Source organism: Nocardia sp. NPDC005978 (assembly GCF_040614455.1).
Classification (GTDB): Bacteria; Actinomycetota; Actinomycetes; order Mycobacteriales; family Mycobacteriaceae; genus Nocardia.
In genome coordinates, this window is record NZ_JBEXUS010000135.1 from 1 (window position 1) to 19,786 (window position 19,786).

Sequence of the window (19,786 nt, forward strand, 5' to 3'; positions counted from 1 at the left end):
ACATTTTTACAACAAAAAGCATCAAAACGAGTTTTAGGTGTTGGTGACTGGTGTTCAGAGGTGTGCTATTCCGATTCGGTCCGCGCCGCGCTCGCGCGGGGGTGTCCCGGCGCGGCGGAGCGGCGTCCGACCGCAACGATCAGGTCAGCGGCGCCGCTGTCCACCAGGTGCGCATCTCCTCGATCGTGTGGAGTTCGTACAGGTTCGAGGTGAACATCAGATAGCGGTCGCGGTCGTCGTTGCCGTCGAAATAGGTGATGAGCCCGTCGCGCCGGGGCGGGCCTTCGCCGTGGAACTCGTAGTTGGCGTAGGTGTGCCCGGCGTTGACATCCTGCCGGCCGGGCAGCGTGGCGTGGGCCCCGACGACCGAGCGGACTTCTTCGGTGTCGGTGTATCCGTAGATCTGATAGATCGGCAGGCCGGTGCCGTAGCAGGTCCAGCGGGTCAGCCACGCGCCCATGTCGGGCTCGTTGTTCCCGGGCTTGTTCGTCGCTGTGGAGCCCTTGGTGGTTTCGCAGGTGGCGTTCTTGTGCCCGGTGGCTTTGTAGTTGCCCGAGGGCGTGAGTTCGACATCGGCGAACATGTACGGGAATTCCGCTGTGATCGCCTTGGCCATGGCGTCGAAATCCTTTGGGCCGGAACCGCTGTCCCGCTTCATGGCCACGCCGATGCCGATGGCCACCGCGATCGCTACGACCAGACCCAGGCACAGGCCCACGATGAGCCCGGCCGAGGATCGGCGGGGCGTGCGATCGTGGGGGATCGGTGACATGTTGTAGGCGGGCTGGGGGCGGGGAACGTGCTGGTAGGGAGCAGGACCCGACGGCTGCGGAGCGGGCGCGTAAGGGGCTTGCGCCGACGGTTGCGGGGCGGGTGCGTAGGACGCGGGACCCGATTGTCGAGGAGGTGCATAGGACGCGGGGTTCGCCGGCGCGGGTGAGTAGGGAGCGTATTCACGAGGTGCCGCGGGCGGCCCGGCGTCGGCGGGCCGGTGGCCGCGCGGCTCGCGCCGCGCCCGCGATGGGTCGGCCGGCATCGGGGGCTGCGGGTCCGATCTGCGCGGGCTGTGTTGCGCCGGTGCGGGATTGCGCGTGGTGGGCGCGGCCGGGGTCAGGGCGCGCAGCATGGCGTCGGTGAATTCGACGGCGGTCGGGAACCGGTCGACGGGCCGTTTCGCCAGGGCGCGGCGCAGGACGGCGTCCACCGCCTGCGGCAGACCCGGTCGGTGCGTGCTCACCGCGGGCGGATCCTGCTGGAGGTGTCCTCGAATGATGTTGCCCGGCTGCGGCGAATCGAACGGCGCCTGCCCGGCGAGCAGGAAGTACAGCGTGCATGCCAGCGAGTACTGGTCCGACCGGCTGTCCATCGGCTGGGCGGTCAGCTGCTCGGGCGAGGCGAATGCCAGGGTGGCGGTGAAGGTTCCGGTGCGGGTCAGATGGGTGTTGTCCTCGCGTAGTCGCGCGATGCCGAAATCGGTGAGATACACCCGCTGTTGCCCGCCGACGGATTTGGCGAGCAGGATGTTGGCCGGTTTCACGTCGCGGTGCAGCACCCCCGCGCCACCCGCGTAGTCCAGTGCCGCAGCGGTTTCCGCGGCGATCTGCACCGCGCGCCGCGGGTCCAGGGTGAGCGGATCCAGGTGCGCGGCATCGACGCCGTCGACGTACTGCATGGAGATCCACAACTGATTGTTCTCGACCCCGCGGTCGTAGACGGTCACGATGTTCGCGTGCTCGAGTTGCGAGACAAGATCGGCCTCGCGCTCGAATCGTGCCCGAATCTCCTTGTCGTCGAACAGTTCCCGGTTCAGCAGCTTGAGCGCCGTCTTACGCGGCAGCCGCGGATGCTGGGCGAGATACACCGATCCCATTCCGCCCCGCCCCAGCTGTCGCTCGATGGTGTATCCGGCGAATACCTCACCCGTACTGAGCATTCCCGCCCCTTCCCGCGTCCCGCCCCGCCCGGTCGCCCGGACGCGTCGATGGTATCGGCCCGGGCATCGGGTCGCGGGCCGCAGGGCGGTGTCATCGCGGGTGCGCGCTCGAGCTGTGGCACCGCGTCCGGGCGATTACTGTGGCCCGGTATGGACATCGCTGGGATCCGCCGGGAAGTCGATCGCCGCCTCGACCCCTGGTCCGAGCAGCTCGGCGCCGACCGCCCGGGCTACACGAACCACTGCCTGCGCGTGCTCACCCTGTGCGACCGCCTCGCCGCTCCCCACGGCTTCGTCGCCACCGACCGCGAGGAGTTCCTCACCGCCGGCGCCTTCCACGACATCGGCGTCTGGTCCGCGAACACGTTCGACTACCTCGAGCCGTCTGCTGCCCTGGCGACGGCCTGGCTCACGGACAACGGCCGTGCCGACCTGATCGACCTGGTCGCCAGGATGGTCGACCAGCACCACAAGCTCCGCCCCGCCGCGACCCCCGACGACCCGGTGGAGATCTTCCGCCGCGCGGACGCCATCGACATAGAGTTCGGCATCCTGGGCCGCTTCGGCGTCCCCCGATCCACCTACCGCGAGCTTTCCCGGGACCTCCCGGACGCAGGCTTCCACCGCCGCCTGCTCCGGTTGGGCGCGAAGCGAATCCGCACGAATCCGCTCTCGCCACTGCCCATGCTCAAGTGGTGACGGGCACCGCCGGATAGGGCATGTGCCCGATAGTGCCGGGCGGGTTCGCGTCCTACGTTGGAGATTTCCTATCCGACCGTAGAACAGGACATCGCATGAAGAAGGTCGTTGTTGTTGCCGTCGTCGCCGCGGGTCTGGCCATTCCCACCGCATCCGCCGGCGCGGAAACCGTTCCCGCGCCCGTCGCGGCGTCGGCTGCCCCGGTGGGGTCCAGCTCGGAGGATGTGTTCTGTGCCGTGCTGCGGTTTCTGAAGGGTGGGTGGGCCGGGCGGCCCGCCGACTGCTCCTTCTGAGATCGGGGTCGTAGCGGTCGAGGCGGGGCCGGGGACGAGTTGTTCCCCGGCCCCGCCTCGTTCGGTCATACACGGGGGCACGGCCGTTGACGGGACACGCTGTGTGCGAGAAGCGTTGTGCACCGGCGAATCCAGCGCACTCGAACGCGCGGCCCAGTTGTGCCCGGGGTGTCGAGAAGCCTGCGGGTTTCAGGCCGGGCGGGTGGCGCGGTAGTAGGTGATCCGGCCGATGGCGCGGTGGGGGCGGGATTCGGTTGTTTCGCAGGTGAACCCGGCGGAGCGCAGGAGGGTGGGGATGGCGTCGCCGAGGTTGCCGGTGACGTGGGGGTTGGACAGGAGGCGGCGGGCGGCGTAGCCGTCGGCGGGGGTCACGTCGCCGCCCACGTCGACCAGGTGGAGTTGGCCGCCGGGGCGCAGGGTACGGAAGGCTTCGGCGGCGAGGGCGGGTTTCACCTCGGCGGGGATGTGATGGAGCATGAACGCGGACAGGGTGCGGTCGAACGTGGCGTCCTCGAAGGGGAGATCCTGGGCGTAGGCCAGCCGGTATTCGATTCCGTTGCGGCCGTGTGACTTCGATTCGGCGCGGCGCAGGGCCAGGGGATCGGGATCGGTGCCGGTGATCTCGGCGCGGGGGTGGGCGGCGAGGGCGGCGAGGGTGAGATTGCCGGTGCCGCAGCCGATTTCCAGGACGCGCGCGCCGGGAGCGATATCGGCGTGGCGCAGCAGGGTCCGGTGAACGGCGCGTGCGCCCAGCAGACGGGTGAACAGGTCGTAGAACGGGAGCATCGCGTCGCGGCCCGCGGCGGGGAGGTAGTCGTGATGGCCGTGCCGGCCCGTGGTCTCGGCGGCAGGAGTATTTTTCGTCATGTCATTCATGATGTGCGGCATCGGGGCCGCATAATTGGCCGATCATCGGCAGAATCAGGATTATCTTTGGTTATGGCCTCGCGCACCTATCCGGTTCGTTACGAGGCGGGCGTGCCGGTGTACCGCTACTCCGCGGACCCGGCCGTGCCGCCCTTGTCGGTCGTGCGGTTCACCGTCGGCGCACCGCCCGCGCAGGGCAATCCGCACATCCACGACTTCCCGGTGCTGATGTACGTCGACAGCATCCTGCCGGAGGCGGCAGGCGTGCGGATCGGGGACATCTACGTGGTGTCCCCGGGCGTGGTGGTCGACGGTGCGGGCGTGCATCTGGCCGGGGCGGCGGGCATTCTGTTCGATCCCGCCGCCCTCGGGGACGACACCACCGCGCCCTGGCCGGCCTGGCGCGCCCACCCGCTGCTGTTCCCGTTCCTGCACGGGATACCGGGCGGGCTGCTGCGATTGCACGTGCCGCCGGAGCGGCAACCGCTGTGGGAGAGCGCGATCGCCGCGATCGAGGACGAATTGTCCGGCGGCCGAGCCGGATACCGCCAGGCCGCCGCCGCGCATCTGACGCTGCTGCTGGTGGATGTGGCGCGCCTGGCCGTCGATGTGGTCGGCGACCTGCGGCGCAGCAACGAGGCGGTGCTGGCCGACGTCTTCGAGGTGATCGAGCGGGGGTTCGGGGAGCCACTGTCGCTGCGGGACGTGGCGGGCGCGGTGGGGATGACCCCGGCCTACCTCACCACCCTGGTCCGCCGCCGCACCGGCCGCACCGTGCAGGACTGGATCCTCGAACGCCGCATGAGCGAAGCGCGCCGCCTGCTCGGCGAATCCGACCTGTCGATCAGCGAGCTGTCCCGCCGCGTCGGCATCGCCGATCCCGCGTACTTCACCCGGCTGTTCCGCCGCGAGCACGGCACCGCGCCGCGGGCTTGGCGCGCGTTGAAAACCGCTTCGGCATAGGCGGATTCCCGTGGTCGCGCTGACCCGCGACCACGATGTCCGCCCCGCCGTGCGGCCTCAGCGCACCGGGCGCATGGCGTCCCGGGTGATGTCGGCCAGGGTGGGATACCCGTCCACCGCCATGATCAGATCCGCTTCGGCGAGCAGCGAGCGCAGCACGTGCACGATGCCGTCCACCCCGCCGAGCGCCAGCCCGTACGCGTACGGGCGGCCGATGCCGACGGCGGTCGCGCCCAGGCCCAGTGCCTTGATGATGTCCGCGCCGGAACGCACCCCGGAGTCGAACAGCACCGGCAGCCCGTCGGCGGCCTCGACCACGTCGGGCAGCAGATCCAGGGCCGGAATGCCGCCGTTGGCTTGGCGGCCACCGTGATTCGAGCAGTAGATGCCGTCCACGCCGAGATCACGGGCGCGGCGCGCGTCCTCGGGGTGGCAGATGCCCTTGACGATGAGCGGCAGCGTGGTGAGCGAGCGCAGCCACGGCAGATCCTCCCAGGTCAACGGGTTGCCGAAGACCTGGATCCAGCGCAGGATGGCCGACTGCGGATCCTGTTCGGGCGACTGCGCCAGCGCCTTGCGGAAGACCGGATCGCTGAAGTAGTTCGCCAGGCAGTGGCCGCGCAACTGCGGGAAGTTGCCGGTGGACAGGTCGCGGGGCCGCCAGCCCGTCACCCAGGTGTCCAGGGTGACCACGATGCCCTTGTAGCCGGCCGCCTCGGCGCGCTCGACCAGGCTCGCGGCCAGATCCCGATCGGTGGGGGTGTAGAGCTGGAAGAAGCCGGGGGTGTCGCCGAATTCGGCGGCGACGTCCTCGAGGGGGTCGACCATGAGGGTCGAGGCGACCATGGGCACACCCGTGCGGGCCGCGGCCTTCGCGGTGGCGACATCGCCGTGACCGTCCTGCGCACACAGGCCGATGACGCCGATGGGGGACATGAAAACCGGTGCGGGCAGCTTCATTCCGAACAGATCCAGGGACAGATCGCGTTCCTTGGCGCCCACGAACATGCGCGGCACGATGCCCCAGTGGTCGAAGGCTTCGACATTGGCACGCTGGGTGCGCTCGTCGCCCGCGCCGCCCGCCACGTACGACCAGATCGAGGGCGGCAGGGCCGCCTGCGCGCGCTGCTCCAACTCCGCCGCGCTCACCGGGTAGGCGGGCACCACGCCGCGCAGCCCGTTGAAATAGATCTCGTTCTGATAGTCACCGAATGCCACGATCAACCTCCGCTGTGAGTTGGCTCGCCCGTCATTGTGCGAGACTGGTCGCCTGGACCATTCGAATCGCAGGAATTCGCCGTGAGGAACTGGACGCGTGCAGGATGATGTCAGGCTATTGACCGAAGAGGATCTCGCACTCATCCACGCGCTGCAATTGCGACCGCGGGCCTCCTGGACCGAACTCGGCGGGGTGCTCGACGTCGATCCGGTGACCGTGGCCCGGCGCTGGCAGCGGTTGCACGAGCGCGGCGACGCGTGGGTGTGCGTCTCGCCCGGACCCGCGCTGTACGACGACGTCTGCGCCGCCTACATCGATATCGACTGTGCCGCAGGCGAAACCGCGACGGTGGTACGGATGCTCGCGGCGCATCCGCACATGCTGACCCTGGAACGCTCGGCCGACGGCAATCGCATCTTCGCCACCGTCGCCACCGGCGATCTCGAGCGGATGGCGACCTACACTCTGGACGTGCTGCCCGCCCTGCCGCACGTGGTCGCCGTGAAAGCGCAGATCGTCACCCACTGGTTCGCCGAGGGCGGCAGCTGGCGCATCGACGCCCTCGCCCCCGGCCAGCGTGACCGCCTGCGTGCCCAGCCCGATCCCACCCGCGCGGATCGCCTGCGCCGCCGCCTGACCGATCTCGATCGCGCCATGCTCGGCCACCTCTCATTGGACGGGCGCGCCTCCCACCAGGCGCTGGCCGCCGCCCTCGGCATCAGCAATTCCACCGTCAAACGTCGCCTCGACGAGCTGACCCGCCTCGGTCTACTGTCCTTCCGCTGCGATTTCGCCCGCCCGCTCGGCGGCTGGCCGGTAGCGGTCACCTTCCGCGCCACCGCACCCGCCGCGACCCTCCCCGATATCGGCTACAACCTCATCCGCCTCCCGCAAACCCGCAACTGCGCGGCGGTCAGCGGCCCCAACAACATCGTGCTGCAGGCGGCCCTGCACTCGGTCTCCGAGGTAACCCGCTTCGAAAACCAACTGGCCACCCTGCACCCCGACCTCACCATCGCCGAACGGGCCATCACCCTTCGCCACGAAAAACTCCTCGGCCGGATCCTGGACCCCCACGGCCGCACCAGAGCCACGGTCCCCCCGGATATCTGGCAACCCCCGACGCTGTCCGATCGGCGTCGGTGAGCCGATCGCTCGGGTCGCTGACGGCCCGGACCCATCCTTGCCGTGGGTGAGTCCGGCCCGGGACGAAGCGTGCGCCATGTGTGCCGTGGTCGACCCGGCGATCGGGATCGAGTAGTTATCGGCGTACCGCGTCGGGTGATGTGACATACGGTGTCGGCGTGAGTGATTCAGTGCACGAGGCCGGTGGCGTTCGAAACCTGTCGAGACGTGGCCCGGTCGGCGAGATGGCGTGGGTACGGGAGTACTCGCCGTGGTTCGGGTTGGGGCTGATCGGGCTGATTGTTGCGGCCGCGGGCGGGGGATTGCTGGTCGGGGTGCTGGTCGGGCGACGGCTCGAGCCGCTGGGGTTGGGCGAATTGGCGTGGCCGGAATGCTCGGTCTACGTGAAATTGCTGGTGGTGCCGCTGGTGGTGGGGCTCGCTTTCGCCGCGACGGTGATCGGGCCGCTGCTGCGCACCGGGGCGCGACCGGCGCTCTCGGCGTCGCGGCTGGGGTGGGGTACGGCGGTCGCGGCCGTGGTGGTCGCGGTGTTCTGGGTGGTCGCGTCGGCCGTTGCGGCTCCGATGTCCGAGCGCGGATCGCGGTGGGTTACCGAGGCGTCGGACGAGTCGCTGGCGCACTACGGGGTGTATCTCGCGCCTCCGGATTCAGCGGTGGTGTCGTTCCTGTCCGCGGTGGCGTTCGCGGCGGCGGTGTCGATGGCCCTGGTCTTCGCGATTCGGCGCGGTGCGGCGGCCGGGGTGCTTACCCCGGTTCGCGCCGTCGTGCTGGTAATGATCACGTGCACAGCGGTATTCGGGATCGTGTTCAGCGTGCACGCTACTTACGCCAAGCACACCTGGCAGCGAGAGGTCACCGAACCCGCGCATACCTGGTAGCGGTCACGGCCCGAAGCAGGCGGCGGGCGTCGGCGTACCCGAAAACTCGCCGGGCGGGATCGGGAAATTCGGTGGCGGTGGGCAATACCGTGGAACACATGGCCATCGCGGTGCAAGTCGAGCGAGCGTACGGTTCCCTGATCGGGTTGGCGATCGGGGACGCGTTCGGATGCTGCTACACCGACGCGCTCAATCACGCCGCGCTGCGGGAGCGTTCACTACTGGCGGGGCCGTGGTTGTGGAGCGATGACACCGAGATGGCCTGCTCGGTGTTCGCCGTGCTGCGCGAGCTCGGGCGGATCGATCAGGATGCGCTCGCGAAATCCTTTGCCGCGCACTACGACATCTACCGGTGGTACGGGCCGGGGACCGGGCGGATCCTGCGGCTGATCCGGGACCGGGGCGGGGACTGGCGCGAGCTGGCGGGGCGGGCCCGGGACGGGCGGGGATCGTGGGGGAACGGCGCGGCCATGCGGGTCGCACCGGTGGGCGCCTATTTCGCCGGTGACCTCGACCGGGTTGTTCGAGAGGCCGCCGCCTCGGCGGTGGTGACCCATGCCCATGCGGAAGGGGTGGCGGGGGCCGTTGCCGTGGCGGTAGCTGCGGCACTGGGTGTTTCGGATCCGGGACTGCGCGGCGAAGCGCTGCTCGCGGCGGTCGCGGAGCACACCCCGGGCGGTGCTGTCCGGGAGGGCATCTCCGCCGCCGGCGCGCTCGGGCCGCTCGCGGACATCGAGGAAGTTATCGCCCTGTTGGGGAACGGGAGCCGGACCTCCGCACAGGACACCGTGCCGTTCTGCCTATGGATGGTCGCCGAGCACGGCGCGCACGTCGCCGAGGCGCTGTGGCGGACGGCGGCCGCGGGCGGGGACATGGACACCACGTGTGCGATCGTCGGCGGGATTCTCGGTGCGCGGCTCGGGGTTTCGGGACTTCCGGACGAACTCCGGGAACGCTGCGAACCCCTGCCGGAGTGGATTCGGCAGTGATTCGCAGCGGCCCGCGGATCAGGGCATCAGCTGGGAGAAACGCAGGTGATTGCCCCACGGGTCGCGAAAACCGCAGTCCCGCACGCCGTACGGCTGGGTGATGGGCGGCTGGGCCACCTCGACCCCGGCCGACTTCAGGCGGGCGAAGGTGGCGTCCACGTCGTCGGTGCTGAAGATGAGCGTGCCCTGCGCGCCGGTCGCGATCCGGGTGCGCGCGCCCTGCTGTACTCCGTCATTGGGCACCATTTCCGGCACCTCGAGCAGGAACTCGATGGTGGGCTGGCTGATCGGGCCCACCGTCAGCCAGCGAACCTTGCCGAACGGCATATCCTGGCGGACCTCCAGACCGATGGCGTCGCGATAGAACTCCAGGGCTTCGCGCTGATTGCCGACCAGCACACTGACGTGGGTCAGTGCGAGGTCCTTGCCGCTGCTCAATTTTTCTACTCTCTGTATAGCTCGATCGGATCGCTGAGGAGGAGTACGCCGAGCAATGTAGCCGACGTGGCACAGATTCGCGCGGAACGGATTTCGGGCGATGGCGGCGCCCGCTGGCTCGCTGTTCAGCGACGATGAGAGAGATTCGCTGCCGAGGGTACCCGTGGACGGGACATAGCCGTCATCGCGGCGGCGCGTACGCGGTGACCGCGCCCGCGGCCCGCGGGGAGCGCGGCCGAGCCGCCCTCAGTCCCGGGGTTCGGGATCGTTCAGCGTCGCCGATTCGCCGATATCGCCGATCACCCGGTGCAACCGGGCCCGGCCGTCGGCCAATTCGTAAGTCACACAGGCGATGGCGCACCCGCCGGTGGCGACCGCCCGCGCCACCACCATGGACCGCTCCATCAGCAACCGCCCGGTCTCCACCACGTGCCGGGCCTCGAGATCGTCGACGCTCGTCAGACCCTCACCGCGCCCGATGAGAATGGACGGGGTGATCCGTTCGACGATGCTGCGGATGAACCCGCCCGGCACGTCACCGCCGTCCAGCGCGTTGATGGTCGCGTTCACCGCGCCGCAGCTGTCGTGCCCGAGCACCACGATCAGCGGCACGTGCAGCACCTCGACCCCGTATTCGATGGATCCGAGCACCGAGGAATCGATCACGTGGCCCGCGGTGCGGACCACGAACATGTCGCCCAGGCCCTGATCGAAGATCAGCTCGGCGGCCACCCGCGAGTCACCGCAGCCGAACAGGATGACCGAAGGCTGTTGCCCGTGTACGAGTTTCGCGCGTTCGGCCGCGCCCTGGCCGGGATGCTCGAGGGTACCGCTGGTGAAACGCTCATTGCCGGCGCGCAGAGATTTCCACGCGCCGATCGGGTCGGTCTGCGCCATGGTCCTCAGCATGGCAGCTCGAGCCGGATTCAGTGGGCGTACATGCCTATTACAGGGCGGCGATCGGGATGCAGCGTGGTGAGCAGGCTGCGCATGACATCCGCCGAGACCGCCACGCAGCCCGCGGTCGGCCCGTCGGTCCCCACGTGCAGGAAGAACGCCGAGCCGGCGGCGGGGACCACCGGCGCCCGGTTGTAGTCGATGACCAGTGCGTAGTCGTACGCCTCCCCGGTGCGGCCGAGGTTCTCACCGGCCGCTGTGTCGAACGGGCACGCGGACTCCGCGCAGCGGAATCGCTGGTTGTAGTACGGACTTTCGGTGTCCGAGACCCACCACCAGGTGTCGGACGAACCGACGGTGAGATACGGCAGCCATGTCGCCGGAGCGGGCCGCCTGCCGAAACCTTCGGTCAGCGGGAAGATGCCCTGCGGGGTGTACGCCGAACCTTCGCGCGCGTGCTCGGAGATGCCCTCGCCGCCCACCCGGGCGCTTACCGCGAAGGTCTGCCGCCACTCGCGCAGGCGATCCCGCTCCCACAGCTCCAGCATCGCGTGCGAGGCCCCGGCCCGCGCGGTCACCCACACCACCTGGGATCCGGGCACCCGTTCGGGGTCGAACGGCGGTGCGTCCGGCGCCGGACGCGGCAGCATGATCAACGCCAGCAGCGCCGCTCCCACCGCGACCGAGGCCCGCGCCGCGCGGGCGCGAGTGGCGGACAGGCGCATTCAGCTCTCCGATAGCTGCGTCGGCCACCCGTACAGGCCGAAATTCTCCCCGCGCAGGTACAGATCCACCCCGGCGCTGGTGTACGGCACCGTGTCGGCGGGCAGCTGATCGATGGGGAACCACCGCAGGTCCGAGCACTTGTCCGGTTCGGCGTTGTAGGGCTCGCCCACCCAGCGATCGGCGTGGAAGAAGAACCCGACGCGGCCCACCTCGTCCGGCGTCCGCACGTGCAGGCTGGCCGCCATGCGAATGTCCTTGCGGGTGAGCGTGATCCCGAGCTCCTCGGCCGCCTCGCGGATCATGGCGGCCTCGAGGTCCTCGTCCGCGTCGAGTTTGCCCGAGGGCAGATTCCACAGCCCGTCGGAGTAGCCGGTGTTGGCCCGGCGCGCGAGCAGGACCTCGTCGCCGCGGGTGGCGATGAGCAGAACGTCGACGTGGCTGAGGTAGATCATGGTCGAATTCTTCCAGTCCGGTCGCGCGCACGGAGCGAACGGGCTGATCGTTGGTGTGCCTCGGGGCGCGCCGTTGCGACACAGCACCCGCGGACGAAGAAACCGGCCCCCGCGAGGAGACCGGTTTCGAGGAACGAGCTGTGTCAGCCGGGCAGGTCGCTCGCGGCCGCGGTGTCCAGCAGCCAGGTGGTCGACTCGCTGCCGATCGCGCCCGCGGCCGGGATGTCCAGGGGCGACGCGCCGTTGAGCGCCGCGGCGACCGCGGCGGCCTTGGCCTCGCCCGCGACGATCAGCACGACGTGCCGCGAGCGCCGGACGGCGGGCAGGGTCAGCGTGATGCGCACCAGCGGCGGCTTGGGCGAATGTGTCTCGGCGACAACGAGTTCGCGCTCCTCGCGGGTGGCCGCGGTGTGCGGGAACAGTGAATTGACGTGCCCCTCACCGCCCATGCCGAGCAGATGCACGTCGAACGAGCCGTGTTCGGCCAGATACGCGTGCACCGCCGCCGAGTACTCGCCGGTGGCCTCGAGCACGTCCGGGTAGTCGCCGCTGGAGGTCTCGGTCGGATGCACCCGGGCGGGGTCGACCGGAACGTGGTCCAGCAGCGCCGCGCGGGCCTGCACCTCGTTGCGCTCGGGATCGCCGACCGGCAGGAACCGCTCGTCGCCCCAGAACACGTCGAGCTTGGACCAGTCGATCTCACCCGGCGCCTTGCGGACCCATTCCAGCAGCCCGATGCCGTTGCCGCCGCCGGTCAGCACGACCGAGGCGGAGCCGCGCAGGCGCTGGGCCTCCACGACCTGCGCCACGAAGCGCGCGGCCGCGGCCATGACGAGTTCCTCTGTGCCTGCGAAGGTTTCGACGACGGGCTCACTCATAGTTCACCTTTTCGATTCCGGTCAGGGCCTCGGCGTAGATCACGTCGGCATCGAGGTGGCGCAGTTCTTCGGCCAGACAGTCCCTGGTCTCGCGGCGGGCGAGCGCGAAACGCTGATCCGGCTCGCCGGTGCGGGTCAGGGTCGCGGTGCGCCCGTGCTGCGGGCGCGCGATCGAAATGGACACCGTCGGGCGCTTGACCTCCACCTTGAGCTCGCCGGTGCGGCGCACGATCGGGCAGTCCAGGCGCGCGGCCAGCCAGCCGGCCAGCATGTCCAGCGCGGGCTCGTCGCGCAGGCCCGACACCGTCACCGACTCGACGGCTTCGAACGGGGCCTCGTCCAGGGCGGCGGCCAGCAGGGCCCGCCAGTAGGTGATGCGGCTCCACGCCAGATCGGTGTCGCCCGAGGCGTAGGAGTCACGTCGCTTCTTGATGGTGCCCTGCGGATCCGGCGCGAACGTGGCGTCGGTGATGCGCCGGGTGGCCAGGCGGCCCACCGAATCCTTGGACGGGAACTCCGGGGCGCCGCGCGGCCACCACGCCACCACGGGGGTGTCGGGCAGCAGGAACGGCACCACCACGCTGCTCTCGTGGCTGACCAGCTCACCCTGCAACCGCAGCACGATGACCTCGGCCGCGCCCGCGTCCCCGCCCACGCGGATCTGGGCGTCCAGACGCGTCGCGGCATTGCGATCCCCGCGCGCCAGCACGATCACCCGGCAGGGGTGTTCGCGGCTGGCGTCGTTGGCCGCGTCGATGGCGTCCTCGGCCTCGGAGCTGTCCAGGGTGCACACCACCAGGGTGAGCACGCGGCCCACGGTGACCACGCCGTTGGCCTCGCGCAGCTGGATCAGCCGCTTGGACACCTCGCGGGTGTCGGTGTCGGGCATGTCGATGATCACGGCCGCCGCCATTCCCGCCCGCTGCGCGCGAGCATCTCGTCGGCCGATTCCGGGCCCCAGGTGCCGGCCTCGTACGGATCCGGCTTACCGGTCGCGGCCCACTGCTCCAGCACGGGATCGAGGATGCGCCAGGACAATTCGACCTCCTCGTTCACCGGGAACAGCGAGGGGACGCCGAGCAGCACATCCAGGATGAGCCGCTCGTACGCCTCGGGGGAGTCCTCGGTGAAGGCTTCGCCGTAGCTGAAGTCCATGTTCACGTCGCGGACCTCCATGGAGGAACCCGGCACCTTGGATCCGAATCGCATGGTGATGCCCTCGTCGGGCTGCACGCGAATCACGAGCGCGTTCTGCCCGAGTTCCTCGGTCATGGTCTGATCGAAGGGCAGGTGCGGGGCGCGCTTGAACACCACCGCGATCTCGGTGACGCGGCGGCCCAGGCGTTTTCCGGTGCGCAGGTAGAACGGCACACCCGCCCAGCGCCGGGTCTCCACGGCCAGGGTGATGGCCGCGTAGGTCTCGGTGCGCGAATTCGGGTCGAAACCGTCCTCCTGCAACAGGCCCACGACCGATTCGCTGCCCTGCCAGCCTGCGGTGTACTGCCCGCGCGCGGTGGTCTGCTCGAGCGGCTCGACCAGCTTGGTCGCCGAGAGGACCTTGATCTTCTCCGCCTGCAATTGCTTGGGCTGGAAGGAAACCGGCTCCTCCATGGCCGTCAGCGCGAGCAGCTGCAGCAGGTGATTCTGGATCACGTCGCGGGCCGCGCCGATGCCGTCGTAGTAGCCCGCGCGCCCGCCGAGGCCGATGTCCTCGGCCATCGTGATCTGCACGTGGTCGACGTAGTTGGCGTTCCAGATCGGATCGAACAGCTGGTTCGCGAAGCGCAGCGCCAGAATGTTCTGGACCGTCTCCTTGCCCAGGTAGTGGTCGATGCGGAACACCGACGACTCCGGGAACACCCGATTGACCAGCGCGTTCAGGTCCAGCGCGCTGTCCAGGTCGTGGCCGAACGGCTTCTCGATGATGACGCGCCGCCACGCGGGCGGCTGATTCTGCGGGGCGATACCCGGTTGTGCCAGACCGTTCTTCGACAGCTGATCCAGCACCACCGGGAACTCGTCCGGCGGAATCGACAGGTAGAAGGCGTGATTGCCGCCGGTGCCGCGATCGCGGTCCAGGTCCTTCAAGGTCGTCGCGAGCCGATGGAAGGCCGCGTCGTTCTCGAAAGTGCCCTGGACGAACCGCAATCCGTCCCGCAGCTGCTGCCACACCTCTTCCCGGAACGGGGTGCGCGAGGAGGAGCTCACGGACTCGTGCACGAGCGCCGCGAACTCCTCGTCGGTCATCTCCCGGCGGGCGAATCCGACCAGGGCGAAACCGGGGGGCAACAGCCCCCGGTTCGCCAGGTCGTAGATGGCCGGCAGCAGTTTGCGCCGCGACAGGTCACCGGTAACACCGAAAATCACCATGCTGCAAGGTCCAGCGATTCGGGGTACCCGGCTGTCCCGCCCATCGCGGAGCGGATTCCCCTTCGTGACCTTTGTCGCCGCGCGGGCTGCCACCGTCAGTTGCCTCCTGCTACCCGGAGCTGCTCGGTTGTGGCTTCGAGCAGTTCCTGCCAGGACGTCACGAACTTCTCGACGCCCTCGGTCTCCAGCACGTCGAACACATCGACCAGGTCGATGCCGACGGCGGTCAGCTGGTCGAAGATCGCCTGCGACTCCGGGCCGGTGCCCGAGAGCGTGTCGCCGGTGATCTCGCCGTGGTCCGCGGCGGCCTGCAGGGTCTTCTCCGGCAGGGTGTTCACCGTGTTCGGGCCCACCAGTTCGGTGACGTACAGGGTGTCCGGGTAGTCCGGGTTCTTCACACCGGTCGAGGCCCACAGCGCGCGCTGAGCGTTCGCGCCGCCGGAAGCCCGCAGCTGCGCGAACACCGAGGTGTGGTCGCCGCCGTCGAAGACGTCCTGGTAGGCCGCGTACGCCAGGCGGGCATTGGCCAGACCGGCCTTGCCGCGCAGCGCGAGCGCCTCGTCCGAGCCGATGGCCTCGAGCCGCTTGTCGATCTCCGAATCCACGCGCGAGACGAAGAACGAAGCGACGGAATGGATCTTGGCCACGTCGTGCCCGGCGGTCTTCGCGTTGCGAATGCCCGCCAGGTACGAACCCATCACCGCGACGTAGCGCTCGACCGAGAAGATCAGCGTCACGTTCACGCTGATGCCCTCGGCGATGACCCGCGAGATGGCCGGCAGGCCGGCCTCGGTGGCGGGAATCTTGATGAACAGGTTGGGCCGGTCGACGATCTTCCACAGCTCGATCGCCTGGGCGACCGTGCCGTCCTCGTCGTTGGCCAGGCGCGGGTCGACCTCGATCGAGACGCGGCCGTCCTTGCCGTTCGTGGCGGCGAAGACCTCGGCGAACACGTCACAGGCCGCGCGCACGTCATCGGTGGTGATGGTGCGGATGGTGGTGTCCACGTCCGCGCCCTGGCCCGCGAGCTCGTTGACCTGCGACTCGTAGTCGTGGCCCTGCGACAGCGCGGCCTGGAAGATCGACGGATTGGTGGTGACACCGACGACGCTGCGGGTATCGATCAGGTCCTTCAAGTTTCCGGACTGAATGCGATTGCGCGACAGGTCGTCCAGCCACACCGAAACCCCGGCGGCGGAAAGCGCCGCGAGATTCGCGTTCTGGGTCATGTTCTGACTATCCCTTCACCTTGGCGAGCGAGCGGGTGGCGGCGGCGACAACGGCGTCGGTCGTGATGCCGAACTCGCGGAACAGCGTCTTGAAATCGGCCGAGGCGCCGAAGTGCTCGATCGAGACGTTCTCGCCGGCGTCGCCGACGAAGCGGTACCACGGCATGGCGATTCCGGCCTCGACCGTGACGCGCGCCTTGACCGACGGCGGCAGCACGGAATCCTTGTACGCCTGGTCCTGCGCGTCGAACCACTCCACACACGGCATGGACACCACGCGGGCGCCGATGCCCTGCGCCTCGAGGGTAGCGCGCGCCTCGACCGCCAGCTGCAGTTCCGAACCGGTGCCGATCAGGATGACCTGCGGTGTGGCGGTGGAGGATTCGGCCAGCACGTACCCGCCCTTGGCGACGCCTTCGAAGGAGGTGCCCTCCTGGATGGGCAGATCCTGACGGGTCAGCGCGAGCGCGGACGGGCCGTCCTGGTGCGCGGGCTCGGACACCGAGAAGTGCGAATGCCGTTCCGCGGAGTCACGTTCCAGGATCGTGCGCCAGGCGTAGGTGGTCTCGTTGGCGTCGCCCGGGCGCACGACGTTCAGGCCCGGGATGGCGCGCAGCGCGGCCAGGTGCTCGATCGGCTGATGCGTCGGGCCGTCCTCGCCCAGGCCGATGGAGTCGTGCGTCCACACGTAGGTGACCGGGGTGCGCATGAGCGCGCCCAGGCGCACCGCGGGGCGCATGTAGTCGGAGAACACCAGGAAGGTGCCGCCGTACGGACGCGTCGGGCCGTGCAGCGCAATGCCATTGAGAATCGAGCCCATGGCGTGCTCACGAACGCCGAAGTGCAGGGTGCGACCGTACGGGTTGGCCTTCCACATGCCGGTGGAGATCGACTCCGGGCCGAAGCTCGGGGTGTTCGGCATGGTGGTGTTGTTGGACTCGGCGAGGTCGGCGGAGCCGCCCCACAGCTCCGGCAGCACCGGCGCGAGCGCGGCGAGCACCGCGCCGGACGCCTTGCGAGTGGCCATGCCCTTGGGGTCGGCGGCCCAGGTCGGCAGCGCCTCGGCCCAGCCCTCGGGCAGGCTGCGGGTGGCCAGGCGATCGAACAGCGCCTTGTTGTCGGGGTTCGCCGCGGCCCACGCGTCGAACTGATCCTGCCAGGCGGCCTTGGCGGCCTTGGCGCGATCGGCGACCTGGTTGCGGGTGTGCGAGATGACCGCGGGGTCCACGTCGAAGTTCTTCTCCGGGTCGAAGCCCAGGATCTTCTTGGTGGCGGCGACCTCGTCCTTGCCCAGCGCGGCGCCGTGCGAGGCGCCGGTGTTCTGCTTGTTCGGGGCCGGGAAGCCGATGATGGTGCGCAGCAGGATGATCGACGGCTTGTCGGTCACGGCCTGCGCGGCGGCCACGGCTTCCTCGATGGCGGTGACGTTCTCGCCGCCCTCGACGACCTGCACGTGCCAGTCGTAGGCGCGGTAGCGCTCGGCGACGTCCTCGGTGAAGGCGATGCGGGTGTCGTCCTCGATCGAGATGCGGTTGTCGTCGTAGAACAGGATCAGGTTGCCCAGCTGCTGGGTGCCCGCGAGCGAGGACGCCTCGGAGGTGACGCCCTCTTCCATGTCGCCGTCGGAGGCGATCACGTAGACGAAGTGGTCGAAGGCGCTCTCGCCCTGTGCCGCTTCGGGATCGAACAGACCGCGCTCACGCCGTGCCGCCATCGCCATGCCGACCGCCGAGGCCAGGCCCTGGCCGAGCGGGCCGGTGGTGATCTCCACGCCGTCGGTGTGCCGGTACTCGGGGTGGCCGGGGGTGAGCGAGCCCCACTTGCGCAGGTTGACGAGGTCGTTCAGCTCCAGGCCGAAACCGGCAAGGTACAGCTGCACGTACTGGGTGAGGCTGGAGTGGCCGCAGGACAGCACGAAACGGTCGCGTCCCACCCACTCCGGATCGCTCGGATCGATCCGCATGACGCGCTGAAACAGCGTGTACGCCAACGGCGCCAGGCTCATCGCGGTGCCGGGATGGCCGTTTCCGGCGTTCTGGACGGCGTCGGCGGCCAGCACACGGGCCGTGTCGACGGCCTTCGTGTCCAGGTCGCTCCAGTCGGTGGGGTGATGCGGCTGCGTGAGGGCGCGGATGTCGTCTGTGACTGACACGACCGAGGTTCTCCTGACCTTCTCGTGAACACTGAGGTTGTCGGCGGCTTCGCTGGCGGGGGGATGCGCGATGCGCCGACACGAGCATCCGACAGCGCACCGGACTACTACCACCCTAAAGGGGGCCGTTTCCGCGCTATACGGGAACCCGCGTTCACCGGCCGTCGTGTCGTGAGTTCGTGTCCGGGCGCGGACCTGCCCGTGACCCGGCGTCATCGCCGCGTTCGGTGACACGCCCGGACTTACCCGTTCGAAAACTCGCGAAACGCCCAGGGCAGAACGTTTTCGCGGACCCGCGACACGCACTCGGGACGGCGACGGCGACCCGTCCGGCCGGGCACCGATCACAGCGGAGGCGCGTGCCGTGGGTGCGGATTTTAGAAAGAACGAGACCTCGCGACAGCGAACTCGCCCGGGCGTGGTGACGGCCACGCAGACGGAGGGCGAATTAGCGGTTGCGCGGCGTGGGTCTACCATTCCGTGTAGTAGTAGCCGCGCCGCCGGGGCCTTGACACAGGTAACGGCCGAGCGCGCTGCTGGTTCGAGACCGGATCAAGTGCACGGCGTGCGAGGAGAAACAGTGCGGATTGGGCAACAGCCGGGTGGCGCTCACGGCACCTCCGGGACGGTGCTTGCTGAGCGCGTCACGGGCAGTGGACCGCTGGCAGCCGGCACCCGCCGGGTCCTGGCCTACATCGCGCTCACCAAGCCGCGCGTCATCGAGCTGCTGCTCGTGGCAACGATTCCCACCATGCTGCTCGCGGATCGCGGCACCGTGGACATTCGCCTCATCCTGGCCACGCTGTTCGGCGGCTGGATGGGCGCGGCCAGCGCGAACACGCTGAACTGCGTCGCGGACGCGGACATCGACAAGGTCATGAAGCGGACCTCCAAGCGGCCGCTGGCCCGGGACGCGGTGCCCACCCGCAACGCCGCGGTCTTCGGCATCACGCTGGGCCTCGGGTCGTTCGCGTGGCTGTGGTGGCAGGCGAACCTGCTGTCGGGCGCGCTCGTGGTGGCGACCATCCTGTTCTACGTCTTCGTATACACCCTCGGCCTCAAGCGCCGCACCTCGCAGAACGTGGTGTGGGGCGGCGCGGCCGGCTGCATGCCCGCCCTGGTCGGCTGGTCCGCGGTCACCGGCACCATCGCCTGGCCCGCCATCGTGCTGTTCCTGGTGATCTTCTTCTGGACGCCGCCGCACACCTGGGCGCTGGCCATGCGCTACAAGGAGGACTACAAGGCGGCGGGCGTGCCCATGCTGCCCGTGGTCGCCACCGAGCAGGTCGTCACCAAGCAGATCGTCATCTACACCTGGCTGACGGTGCTGGCGACCCTGGCCCTGGTCCCGGCCGCCGGTGCGATCTACGCCGCCGTGGCGATCGCCGCGGGCGCGTGGTTCCTGCTGATGGCCCACCAGCTCTACTCGGGTGTGCGCCGCGGCGAGCCCGTCAAGCCCCTGCGTCTGTTCCTGCAGTCGAACAACTACCTGGCGATCGTGTTCTGCGGCCTGGCCGTGGACTCGGTCATGGGCTGGAACACCCTGGGCAGCATCGCCTTCGGCTGACGCCCGACCCGACACACAGCGAACCGCCGCCCACCACCAACACCCCCGCGGTGAAGTATTATGTGTTTGAAAAAACACAAATATTATCTC

At 69.2% G+C, this 19,786-nt stretch carries 19 protein-coding genes; 7 read left to right on the top strand and 12 right to left on the bottom strand.

Annotated elements, in window-relative coordinates:
• Window positions 1-139: 139 nt before the first annotated feature.
• Window positions 140-1,933: a protein kinase gene (locus tag ABZ319_RS35715; RefSeq protein WP_354990987.1), complete on the bottom strand. Its 1,794-nt coding sequence runs from the start codon at window positions 1,931-1,933 to the stop codon at window positions 140-142.
• Between the two features lie 150 nt (window positions 1,934-2,083).
• On the opposite strand from ABZ319_RS35715, the gene ABZ319_RS35720 reads away from it, so the two are divergent.
• On the top strand, window positions 2,084-2,632 hold the full coding sequence (locus tag ABZ319_RS35720) for an HD domain-containing protein (protein ID WP_354990988.1): 549 nt from the start codon (window positions 2,084-2,086) through the stop codon (window positions 2,630-2,632).
• Window positions 2,633-2,727: 95 nt separating this feature from the next.
• Window positions 2,728-2,925 carry a hypothetical protein gene (locus tag ABZ319_RS35725; protein WP_354990989.1) on the top strand — a complete coding sequence of 66 codons (198 nt, stop codon included), beginning with the start codon at window positions 2,728-2,730 and terminating at the stop codon, window positions 2,923-2,925.
• A gap of 189 nt (window positions 2,926-3,114) precedes the next feature.
• Here ABZ319_RS35725 and ABZ319_RS35730 read toward each other — a convergent pair whose 3' ends face one another.
• On the bottom strand, window positions 3,115-3,792 hold the full coding sequence (locus ABZ319_RS35730; RefSeq protein ID WP_354990990.1) for a class I SAM-dependent methyltransferase: 678 nt from the start codon (window positions 3,790-3,792) through the stop codon (window positions 3,115-3,117).
• Between the two features lie 72 nt (window positions 3,793-3,864).
• Between ABZ319_RS35730 and ABZ319_RS35735 the strand changes: the two genes are divergently transcribed.
• Window positions 3,865-4,755 (top strand): AraC family transcriptional regulator, encoded by an 891-nt coding sequence (locus ABZ319_RS35735; RefSeq protein ID WP_354990991.1) that lies wholly within the window; start codon window positions 3,865-3,867, stop codon window positions 4,753-4,755.
• A 57-nt stretch (window positions 4,756-4,812) separates the two neighbouring features.
• On the opposite strand, the gene ABZ319_RS35740 is transcribed toward ABZ319_RS35735, so the two are convergent.
• A complete protein-coding gene (locus ABZ319_RS35740) occupies window positions 4,813-5,973 on the bottom strand; it encodes a lactate 2-monooxygenase (protein ID WP_354990992.1) in 1,161 nt (386 codons plus the stop codon).
• A gap of 97 nt (window positions 5,974-6,070) precedes the next feature.
• Between ABZ319_RS35740 and ABZ319_RS35745 the strand changes: the two genes are divergently transcribed.
• The 3 genes from ABZ319_RS35745 (at window position 6,071) to ABZ319_RS35755 (ending at window position 8,987) form a co-directional block, all read left to right on the top strand.
• Entirely contained in the window at window positions 6,071-7,120 is a 1,050-nt protein-coding gene (locus tag ABZ319_RS35745; RefSeq protein ID WP_354990993.1) for an Lrp/AsnC family transcriptional regulator, read from the top strand.
• A 158-nt stretch (window positions 7,121-7,278) separates the two neighbouring features.
• Entirely contained in the window at window positions 7,279-7,998 is a 720-nt protein-coding gene (locus ABZ319_RS35750) for a hypothetical protein (protein ID WP_354990994.1), read from the top strand.
• Window positions 7,999-8,096: 98 nt separating this feature from the next.
• Window positions 8,097-8,987 (top strand): ADP-ribosylglycohydrolase family protein, encoded by an 891-nt coding sequence (locus ABZ319_RS35755; RefSeq protein ID WP_354990995.1) that lies wholly within the window; start codon window positions 8,097-8,099, stop codon window positions 8,985-8,987.
• Window positions 8,988-9,005: 18 nt separating this feature from the next.
• Here ABZ319_RS35755 and ABZ319_RS35760 read toward each other — a convergent pair whose 3' ends face one another.
• From ABZ319_RS35760 to tkt, 9 genes are all read right to left on the bottom strand, one after another.
• Complete coding sequence (locus ABZ319_RS35760; RefSeq protein ID WP_354990996.1) at window positions 9,006-9,425, bottom strand: VOC family protein; 420 nt, start codon at window positions 9,423-9,425, stop codon at window positions 9,006-9,008.
• 246 nt (window positions 9,426-9,671) lie between these two features.
• A complete protein-coding gene (locus tag ABZ319_RS35765; RefSeq protein ID WP_354990997.1) occupies window positions 9,672-10,322 on the bottom strand; it encodes a carbonic anhydrase in 651 nt (216 codons plus the stop codon).
• A gap of 29 nt (window positions 10,323-10,351) precedes the next feature.
• The gene (locus ABZ319_RS35770; protein ID WP_354990998.1) at window positions 10,352-11,047 is read right to left on the bottom strand and encodes a L,D-transpeptidase family protein; all 696 of its coding nucleotides are present in this window, start codon (window positions 11,045-11,047) and stop codon (window positions 10,352-10,354) included.
• Window positions 11,048-11,500 carry an NUDIX domain-containing protein gene (locus ABZ319_RS35775; RefSeq protein WP_354990999.1) on the bottom strand — a complete coding sequence of 151 codons (453 nt, stop codon included), beginning with the start codon at window positions 11,498-11,500 and terminating at the stop codon, window positions 11,048-11,050.
• 143 nt (window positions 11,501-11,643) lie between these two features.
• Window positions 11,644-12,378: a 6-phosphogluconolactonase gene (gene pgl / locus ABZ319_RS35780; RefSeq protein WP_354991000.1), complete on the bottom strand. Its 735-nt coding sequence runs from the start codon at window positions 12,376-12,378 to the stop codon at window positions 11,644-11,646.
• Complete coding sequence (opcA, locus tag ABZ319_RS35785) at window positions 12,371-13,279, bottom strand: glucose-6-phosphate dehydrogenase assembly protein OpcA (RefSeq protein WP_354991001.1); 909 nt, start codon at window positions 13,277-13,279, stop codon at window positions 12,371-12,373. The genes pgl and opcA overlap by 8 nt, the downstream gene beginning before the upstream one ends.
• Window positions 13,276-14,841, bottom strand: a complete 1,566-nt coding sequence (zwf, locus tag ABZ319_RS35790; protein ID WP_354991002.1) for a glucose-6-phosphate dehydrogenase — start codon at window positions 14,839-14,841, stop codon at window positions 13,276-13,278. The genes opcA and zwf overlap by 4 nt, the downstream gene beginning before the upstream one ends.
• Before the next feature lie 2 nt (window positions 14,842-14,843).
• Window positions 14,844-15,977, bottom strand: a complete 1,134-nt coding sequence (tal, locus tag ABZ319_RS35795; RefSeq protein WP_354991003.1) for a transaldolase — start codon at window positions 15,975-15,977, stop codon at window positions 14,844-14,846.
• A gap of 7 nt (window positions 15,978-15,984) precedes the next feature.
• Window positions 15,985-18,129, bottom strand: coding sequence for a transketolase (gene tkt / locus ABZ319_RS35800; RefSeq protein ID WP_354991004.1), 2,145 nt, complete (start codon window positions 18,127-18,129; stop codon window positions 15,985-15,987).
• Window positions 18,130-18,757: 628 nt separating this feature from the next.
• Here tkt and ABZ319_RS35805 point away from each other — a divergent pair.
• Window positions 18,758-19,696 (top strand): heme o synthase, encoded by a 939-nt coding sequence (locus ABZ319_RS35805; RefSeq protein WP_354991005.1) that lies wholly within the window; start codon window positions 18,758-18,760, stop codon window positions 19,694-19,696.
• The last annotated feature ends 90 nt before the right edge of the window (window positions 19,697-19,786 follow it).

What these genes read in the sequence shown, in the direction of transcription:
- ABZ319_RS35775 (WP_354990999.1), bottom strand. Translation starts at nt 11,500, where the DNA reads ATGATCTACCTCAGCCACGTCGACGTTCTGCTCATCGCCACCCGCGGC.
- ABZ319_RS35765 (WP_354990997.1), bottom strand. Translation starts at nt 10,322, where the DNA reads ATGGCGCAGACCGACCCGATCGGCGCGTGGAAATCTCTGCGCGCCGGC.
- ABZ319_RS35720 (WP_354990988.1), top strand. Translation starts at nt 2,084, where the DNA reads ATGGACATCGCTGGGATCCGCCGGGAAGTCGATCGCCGCCTCGACCCC.
- ABZ319_RS35770 (WP_354990998.1), bottom strand. Translation starts at nt 11,047, where the DNA reads ATGCGCCTGTCCGCCACTCGCGCCCGCGCGGCGCGGGCCTCGGTCGCG.
- ABZ319_RS35735 (WP_354990991.1), top strand. Translation starts at nt 3,865, where the DNA reads ATGGCCTCGCGCACCTATCCGGTTCGTTACGAGGCGGGCGTGCCGGTG.
- ABZ319_RS35725 (WP_354990989.1), top strand. Translation starts at nt 2,728, where the DNA reads ATGAAGAAGGTCGTTGTTGTTGCCGTCGTCGCCGCGGGTCTGGCCATT.
- pgl (WP_354991000.1), bottom strand. Translation starts at nt 12,378, where the DNA reads ATGAGTGAGCCCGTCGTCGAAACCTTCGCAGGCACAGAGGAACTCGTC.
- tal (WP_354991003.1), bottom strand. Translation starts at nt 15,977, where the DNA reads ATGACCCAGAACGCGAATCTCGCGGCGCTTTCCGCCGCCGGGGTTTCG.
- ABZ319_RS35715 (WP_354990987.1), bottom strand. Translation starts at nt 1,933, where the DNA reads ATGCTCAGTACGGGTGAGGTATTCGCCGGATACACCATCGAGCGACAG.
- ABZ319_RS35730 (WP_354990990.1), bottom strand. Translation starts at nt 3,792, where the DNA reads ATGACGAAAAATACTCCTGCCGCCGAGACCACGGGCCGGCACGGCCAT.
- ABZ319_RS35755 (WP_354990995.1), top strand. Translation starts at nt 8,097, where the DNA reads ATGGCCATCGCGGTGCAAGTCGAGCGAGCGTACGGTTCCCTGATCGGG.